The organism is Sporichthya sp., assembly GCF_013815995.1.
Lineage (GTDB): Bacteria > Actinomycetota > Actinomycetes > Sporichthyales > Sporichthyaceae > Sporichthya.
Window position 1 is genome coordinate 1 of record NZ_JACDFE010000225.1, and the last position, 7516, is coordinate 7516.

At 70.3% G+C, this 7516-nt stretch carries 4 protein-coding genes; 2 read left to right on the forward strand and 2 right to left on the reverse strand.

All coding sequences use genetic code 11. The annotated features are described in order from the left end of the window. Both egtB and H0X00_RS19715 read right to left on the reverse strand, forming a co-directional pair. Positions 1-1424: ergothioneine biosynthesis protein EgtB (gene egtB / locus H0X00_RS19710; protein ID WP_367186705.1), on the reverse strand; the 1424-nt coding region annotated here is incomplete at its 3' end. Then, a complete protein-coding gene (locus H0X00_RS19715; RefSeq protein WP_293774150.1) occupies positions 1421-2608 on the reverse strand; it encodes a glutamate-cysteine ligase family protein in 1188 nt (395 codons plus the stop codon). The genes egtB and H0X00_RS19715, both read right to left, overlap by 4 nt. A 329-nt stretch (positions 2609-2937) precedes the next feature. On the opposite strand from H0X00_RS19715, the gene H0X00_RS19720 reads away from it, so the two are divergent. Both H0X00_RS19720 and dxs read left to right on the forward strand, forming a co-directional pair. Then, entirely contained in the window at positions 2938-5751 is a 2814-nt protein-coding gene (locus H0X00_RS19720; RefSeq protein ID WP_293774152.1) for an aconitate hydratase, read from the forward strand. 264 nt (positions 5752-6015) lie between these two features. Then, a partial coding sequence (gene dxs / locus H0X00_RS19725; protein ID WP_293774154.1) for a 1-deoxy-D-xylulose-5-phosphate synthase occupies positions 6016-7516 on the forward strand: 1501 nt, incomplete at its 3' end.

Genomic DNA, 7516 nt, shown 5'->3' on the forward strand with positions numbered 1-7516 from the left:
TGTTCCGGACCCGCACTTCGTGCGGTCCGACCGTGCCCATGTTCCGGACCCGCACTTCGTGCGGTCCGACCGTGCCCATGTTCCGGACCCGCACTTCGTGCGGTCCGGAAACCGGCGAAGATCTGCCGGCGGGTCGGGTAGTCCCAGTTGCGGAACGTGCCTCGGCAGGCGACGTTGTCGACCGCCCAGGAGCCGCCGCGCAGCACCTTGTATTCACCCTGTTGTCCTGGCGCTGCGAAGAAGACCTCGGAGTACTCGCGGTACGGGAACGCCCGGAAGCCCGGGTAGGGCGTGAAATCCGATGCGGTCCACTCCCAGACGTCGCCGATCAGTTGGTGCACGCCCAGCGGTGAGGCACCGGCCGGGTACGCGCCGACCGAGGCCGGGCCGAGGTGCCGGCCGCCCAGGTTGGCCAGCGCAGCGGTGGGCTCGTCGTCGCCCCACGGAAAGCGCCGGGACCGGCCGGTCGCCGGGTCGTGCCGGGCGGCCTTCTCCCACTCCGTCTCGGTGGGCAGCCGCCGACCGGCCCAACGGGCGTAGGCCTCCGCCTCGTACCAGCACACGTGCTGCACCGGCTGGTCCGGCGCGAGCTCGACGTCGACACCGAACCGGTGCACCACCCAGCCGGCCCCCTCGCGGCGCCAGAACTGCGGGGCGTCCCACTCGGCGCTGCGGATGTGCGCCCAGCCGTTTGGATGCCAGAACCGCTGGTCGGCATAGCCGCCCGCGGCGACGAACTCGGCGTAGGCCGCGTTGGTCACCGGGGTGGTGTCGAGGAAGAACGCCGGCACAGCCGCCCGGTGGGCGGGGCGCTCGTTGTCCAGCGCCCAGGCCTCCAGGTCGGTGCCCATATCGAAATCGCCACCGGGGATCAGCACCTCGGCAGGGAGCGCCGGCCCGGTCGCCGCCGGTGGCGGGGGTGCGTCGAGCGCGGGCGCGCCGACCCGCAGTTGGTGCGTGGCGTACATGGTCTCGACGTGCTGCTGCTCGTGCTGGGCGACCATGCCGAACACGAACCCGCCGCGGGTCAGGGGATTCCGGCCCTCCAGCGGAGCCCGCTCCAGCAGGTCGGTGACCCGGCCGCGGACCTCACGGACGTACCGGCGGGACTCGCCGGGATCGAGCAGCGGAAGCGTGGGCCGGTCCCGGCGCGGGTGCCGGAACGCGTCGTAGAGCTCGTCGATGGTCGCGGGCAGGATCGCCTCGCGGTCGGCGAGCTCGCGCAGCAGCCAGAGCTCCTCCTGGTTGCCGATGTGGGCGAGGTCCCAGACCAGCGGGGACATCAGCTCCGAGTGCTGACGGGTGAGCTCGACGTCGTCGATCGCTCCGGTCAGCGCGAGGGTCCGGTTGCGGGCGCGGTCCAGTTCGACCGCGATCCGGTCCCGCAACGCCTCGGTCGATCCTTCGATCAACGAATCGGTCAGCTCGCTCTCGAGGCCGGGCACGGCTGCTCCCCTCCAGCGATCTCTGCTTCGAGGTCACGGCCGGCGGACCAGGCGTCGAGGGTGTCGTCGGCCGGGCACCGGCCCCGCTCGACGTAGCGCGCGACGAAGGACTCCAGCACCGGGCGCAGGCCGGGGGCCGCCAGCCGGTCGATGGCGCCGATGGCCGCGGCGAAGCAGCCCTCGGCCGCAGTGGCGAGCTCGGTGTCGGCCATGGCGGTCCGGCGCGCTCGCGCCAGCACGTGCGGATCGGCCGGTACCGGCTCGAGTGCTTCCCGGGCCGCGTCCGTCGCGGTCGGGTCGGTGCACAGCACCCAGGCCAGAGCCAGGGCAGCCGCGGCGTCGGCCTCGGTGCGCTGCGCGTCGACCACCCGCAGCTCCAGGTGACCCCGCGGGCGGACCGGCGGGAACAGCGTGGTCAGGTGATACTCCAGATCGGCCAGGGTGACCGGGCGAGGGCCGCGGCCCCGCAGCCACTCGCGGAAGGTCAGCCCGGGCGGAGCGCTCCAGTCCGGACCCTCCGTCCGGATGCACAGCACCGGGGCGGCGAGGGCGTACTCGGCCCAGGCGGCCCGGGGGTCGGCAGTTTCGAGCGCGCCATCGGTGCGGGCCGGGCGGGTGCGGGCCGGGTCGATGGCGGCCCACACCGCGGCCCGCCCGGAGCGGGTGCCGCGGCCGGGGCCGGTGGCCACCGGGGAGTTGGCGAAGGCGGCGATCAGCACGGGGACCAGCGCATGCAGCAGGTCCCAGCGGGTGGCGACGTCCTCGCCGACGTCGAGATTGATCTGGACGGCGGCGGTGGAACACATCATCGTGCGCCCGGCCGGGCCGCCGCGGTCGAAGTAGCGCTCCATCGCGGCGTAGCGGGGGAGATCCAGCAGCCGGTTGGGAGGCCGGTGCGGATCGAGACCGAGGCCGGCGAGTTCGAGGCCGGTGGGTTGGAGAGCGGCCCGGAAGGCCGAGACGTCGGCGTCGATGCGCCGCAGGCCCAGGGCGGGGTCCGAGAAGGGTTCGCTGGAGAGTTCCAGCTGGCCGCCCGGTTCGACAGTGAGGCGGCCGGTGGTGAGGACGTCGCCGGCGTGGCGGGCGAGGTCGAGATCGGCAGTACTGAGTGGGCGGGTCGGATCGGCGCGGTGGTACAGGAGCCATTCAAGTTCGAGGCCCACCAGCCGCGGTGGTCCGGTCTTGAAGCACGTACTGGCGACGAACGTCTCGGCAGCAACCTCCGAGAATCGTGCGTCGGAACATTGCCGACCCATCGTGGTGACCTCTCTCCCGCGCCTCTGCATGGTCGGCGACTGCCCGTCGCCGACCGTTTCGAACCCTAGGCATTCGTTCCGACATTCCCGGCGGATGGAATCTGACAATTTGCTGACGTACTATGTGTCTCGACGTCAAGATACTTCGGATCGAGACACAAGTAAGGGTTACCTCACAAACTCCCCGGCGCACGCCGGGCGGGAGGATTGGCGAGGGTTCAGGAAAGGAGACGGTCGTGAGTGCATCGGCAAGCGTGGACAGCTTCGGCAGCCGCGGAAACCTGCAGGTCGGCGAGAACAGTTACGAGATCTTCCGGCTGAGTGCGGTGGAGGGCTCCGCGAGCCTGCCGTTCAGCCTCAAGGTCCTGCTGGAGAACCTGCTGCGGACCGAGGACGGCGCCAACATCACGGCCGACCACATCCGGGCGCTCGGCGGCTGGGATCCCAGCGCGGAGCCGGACACCGAGATCCAGTTCACCCCGGCGCGGGTGATCATGCAGGACTTCACCGGCGTGCCCTGCATCGTCGACCTCGCCACCATGCGTGAGGCCGTCGCCGAACTCGGCGGCGACCCGGCCAAGATCAACCCGCTGGCCCCGGCCGAGCTGGTCATCGACCACTCCGTGATCGCGGACTTCTTCGGCACCGCAGACTCCTTCACCCGCAACGTCGAGCTGGAGTACGAGCGCAACTTCGAGCGCTACCAGTTCCTGCGTTGGGGCCAGACCGCCTTCGACGAGTTCAAGGTCGTCCCGCCCGGCACCGGCATCGTGCACCAGGTCAACATCGAGCACCTGGCCCGCACCGTCATGGTCCGGGGCGGTCAGGCTTACCCCGACACCTGCGTCGGTACCGACTCGCACACCACGATGGTCAACGGCCTCGGTGTGCTCGCCTGGGGCGTCGGCGGCATCGAGGCCGAGTCCGCGCTGCTCGGCCAGCCGGTCTCGATGCTCATTCCGCGGGTGGTCGGCTTCAAGCTCTCCGGCGAACTGCCCGACGGCGTCACCGCGACCGACCTGGTCCTGACGATCACCGAGATGCTGCGCATCCACAAGGTGGTCGGCAAGTTCGTCGAGTTCTACGGCCCCGGCGTCTCCGTGGTGCCACTGGCGAATCGGGCCACGATCGGCAACATGAGCCCGGAGTACGGCTCGACCGCAGCGATGTTCCCGATCGACGCCGAGACGCTGCGCTACCTGGAACTGACGGGGCGTCCGGCCGAGCAGCTCGCGCTCGTCGAGGCGTACTGCAAGGAGCAGGGCCTCTGGCACGACCCGGCCGCGGAGCCGCGCTTCTCCGAGCACCTCGAGCTCGACCTCTCGACGATCGTGCCCTCGATCGCCGGTCCGAAGCGCCCGCAGGACCGCGTCGCGCTCACCGACGCCAAGGCCGCGTTCCGGACCAGCCTGCGCGACTACGTGGACCACACCGGCTTCGAATCCAGTGACGTCGATGCCGCGTCCGCACAGTCGTTCCCGGCCAGCGACCCGGCGGCGTCAGCCCCCGGGGACGAGCACGTCGACGACACCAACGGCCACCCCCGGCAGCCCGTCGACGGCGGCTCGGGCCGGCCGCACACCCCGGTAGCGGTCACGCTTTCTGACGGTACGTCATTCGAGATCGACCACGGCATCGTCGCGATCGCCGCGATCACCTCGTGCACGAACACCTCGAACCCGTCGGTGATGATCGGCGCCGCTCTGGTGGCCAAGAAGGCCGTCGAGCGCGGCCTGACCCGCAAGCCCTGGGTCAAGACCACGCTGGCGCCGGGGTCGCAGGTCGTCTCCGACTACTACGACCGCGCCGGCCTCACGCCGTACCTGGACAAGATCGGATTCAACCTCGTCGGCTACGGCTGCACCACCTGCATCGGCAACTCAGGGCCGCTGCTGGAGGAGATCAGCAAGGCGATCAACGACAACGACCTGGCCGTTACCGCAGTGCTCTCCGGCAACCGCAACTTCGAGGGCCGGATCAGCCCCGACATCAAGATGAACTACCTGGCGTCGCCGCCGCTGGTGGTCGCCTACTCGATCGCCGGGACGATGGACATCGACATCCTGAACGACGCCATCGCGACCGACCCGGACGGCAACCCCGTCTACCTGCGCGACATCTGGCCCTCCACGGCCGAGGTCGAGGAGGTGCTGGCCGGTGCGGTCACCCAGGACATGTTCCTCAAGGACTACGCAGACGTCTTCGCCGGCGACCAGCGCTGGCAGGGCCTGCCGACTCCGACCGGCAACACCTTCGCGTGGGACCCGAAATCGACCTACGTGCGCAAGGCCCCCTACTTCGAGGGCATGAAGACCGAGCCCTCGCCGGTGCAGGACATCTACAACGCGCGCGTGCTGGCCAAGCTCGGCGACTCGGTCACGACCGACCACATCTCCCCGGCGGGCTCCATCAAGGCCGACTCGCCCGCGGGCAAGTACCTGGCCGAGCAGGGCGTCGCGAAGGCGGACTTCAATTCCCTCGGCTCACGCCGCGGCAACCACGAGGTGATGATCCGCGGCACCTTCGCCAACATCCGGCTGCGCAACCAGCTGGTGCCCGGTGTCGAGGGCGGCTTCACCCGCGACTTCAGCCCGTCCGGTGGCGGGACGGCCCCGCAGACGACGATCTACGAGGCGTCGGTGAACTACCAGAAGGCCGGAATCCCGCTGGTCATCCTGGCCGGCAAGGAGTACGGCTCGGGGTCCTCCCGGGACTGGGCCGCCAAGGGCACCGCGTTGCTCGGCGTCAAGGCTGTGGTCGCGGAGTCCTATGAACGCATCCACCGCTCCAACCTGATCGGCATGGGCGTGCTGCCGCTGCAGTACCCCGACGGCGTCACCGCGGACTCCCTCGGCCTGACCGGCGAGGAGCCGTTCGACATCTACGGCATCGAGGCGCTGAACGCGGGGGAGATCCCCTCCGGGGTGACGGTGCAGGCCGGCCACATCGAGTTCCAGGCCAAGGTCCGGATCGACACCCCGGGTGAGGCGGACTACTACCGCCACGGCGGGATCATGCAGTTTGTATTGCGCTCCCTCCTTCGTCGGTAGCGCGTCGCGCTGCGCGCGCTGGCGCTGCCGCACCGGTCGTTCGCTCCTCCGGTCGCTCGCGCGTGGCGTCGGGTCTGACGACCCGTCGCCACCGCTCGCTTCCTCCGTCGCGACCGACCTGCACGCAGACGCCTCGCGCGCTCCGCCTGGCGTCGATCGCCGTCCGCCGCCCTATGTCGGGGCGTTGACAGACGGCCGGACTCCGGGAACCTAGAATCGGGGTCCGGCCTACTGCCGGGGCGGGGCAGCGGCAGGAGGAATTCGGTGGGGTTGCTCGAGTCGATCTCCGGGCCGGCGGACGTCAAGCGTCTGCGGCCCGCCGAGCTCGAGGCGCTCGCGACCGAGATCCGGGAGTTCCTGGTCGACCGGGTCTCGCGCACCGGCGGCCACCTGGGGCCGAATCTTGGGATTGTGGAAATATCCATCGCGCTTCACCGCGTATTTGCTTCCCCACGGGACCGCCTCGTCTGGGACACCGGCCACCAGGCCTACGTGCACAAGATCCTCACCGGGCGCGCGGAGGACTTCACGACGCTGCGCCAGCGCGGCGGGATGTCCGGCTATCCCTGCCGGGCGGAGTCCCCGCACGACGTCATCGAGAATTCGCATGCCTCCACCGCGCTGTCCTACGCCGACGGGCTGGCCAAGGCCTACGCGCTGCAAGGGCAGTCCGACCGCGCGGTCGTCGCCGTGGTCGGCGACGGGGCGCTGACCGGCGGAATGGCCTGGGAGGCGCTGAACAACATCGCCGCCGCGCCGGACCGGCCGGTGATCATCGTTGTTAATGACAACGAGCGGTCCTACGCGCCCACCATCGGTGGCCTGGCCAACCACCTGTCCGCGCTGCGGATGAAGCCGAACTACGAACGCTTCCTGCGCTGGAGCGGTACCCGGGTGCAGCGCACCCCGGTGGTCGGCCGCACCGCCTTCCACGCGCTGCACGGCATGAAGAAGGGCCTGAAGGATTGGCTCGCCCCGCAGGGCATGTTCGAGGACCTCGGCCTGAAGTACGTCGGCCCGATCGACGGGCACGACATCGGTGCGCTGGAGGCGGCGCTGATGCGGGCCCGCCAGTTCGGTGGACCGGTGATCGTGCACGCGATCACCCGCAAGGGCGCCGGCTACGCGCACGCCGAGAACGACCTCGCCGACCACTTCCACGGCATCGGCGTCAACGACCCGCTCACCGGTCTACCGCTGGCCGCCAAGAGTGGGCAGTCCTGGACCTCGGTCTTCGCCGAGGAGATGGTGGCGGTCGGCGACGAGCGACCCGACGTGGTCGCGATCACCGCCGCGATGCTGATCCCGGTTGGCCTGCACCACTTCGCCGACAAGCACCCGGATCGCGTCTTCGACGTCGGCATCGCCGAGCAGCACGCGGTTACCTCCGCGGCCGGCCTGGCGATGGGCGGGCTGCACCCGGTGGTGGCGGTGTACGCCACCTTCCTCAACCGGGCCTTCGACCAGGTGCTGATGGATGTCGCGCTGCACCGCTGCGGGGTGACCTTCGTGCTCGACCGGGCCGGGGTGACCGGCGACGACGGCCCGAGCCACAACGGCGTGTGGGACCTGTCGCTGCTCAACATCGTCCCTGGCATGCGGGTGGCCGTTCCGCGCGACGGTGCGCGGTTGCGTGAGCTGTTGCGCGAGGCGCTCGCCGTGGGCGACGGACCGACCGCGCTGCGCTACCCGAAGGGTGCGCTGACCGTAGACATCCCGGCTGTCGAGCGGACCGGGACGACCGACGTGCTGGTCCGCTCCGGGG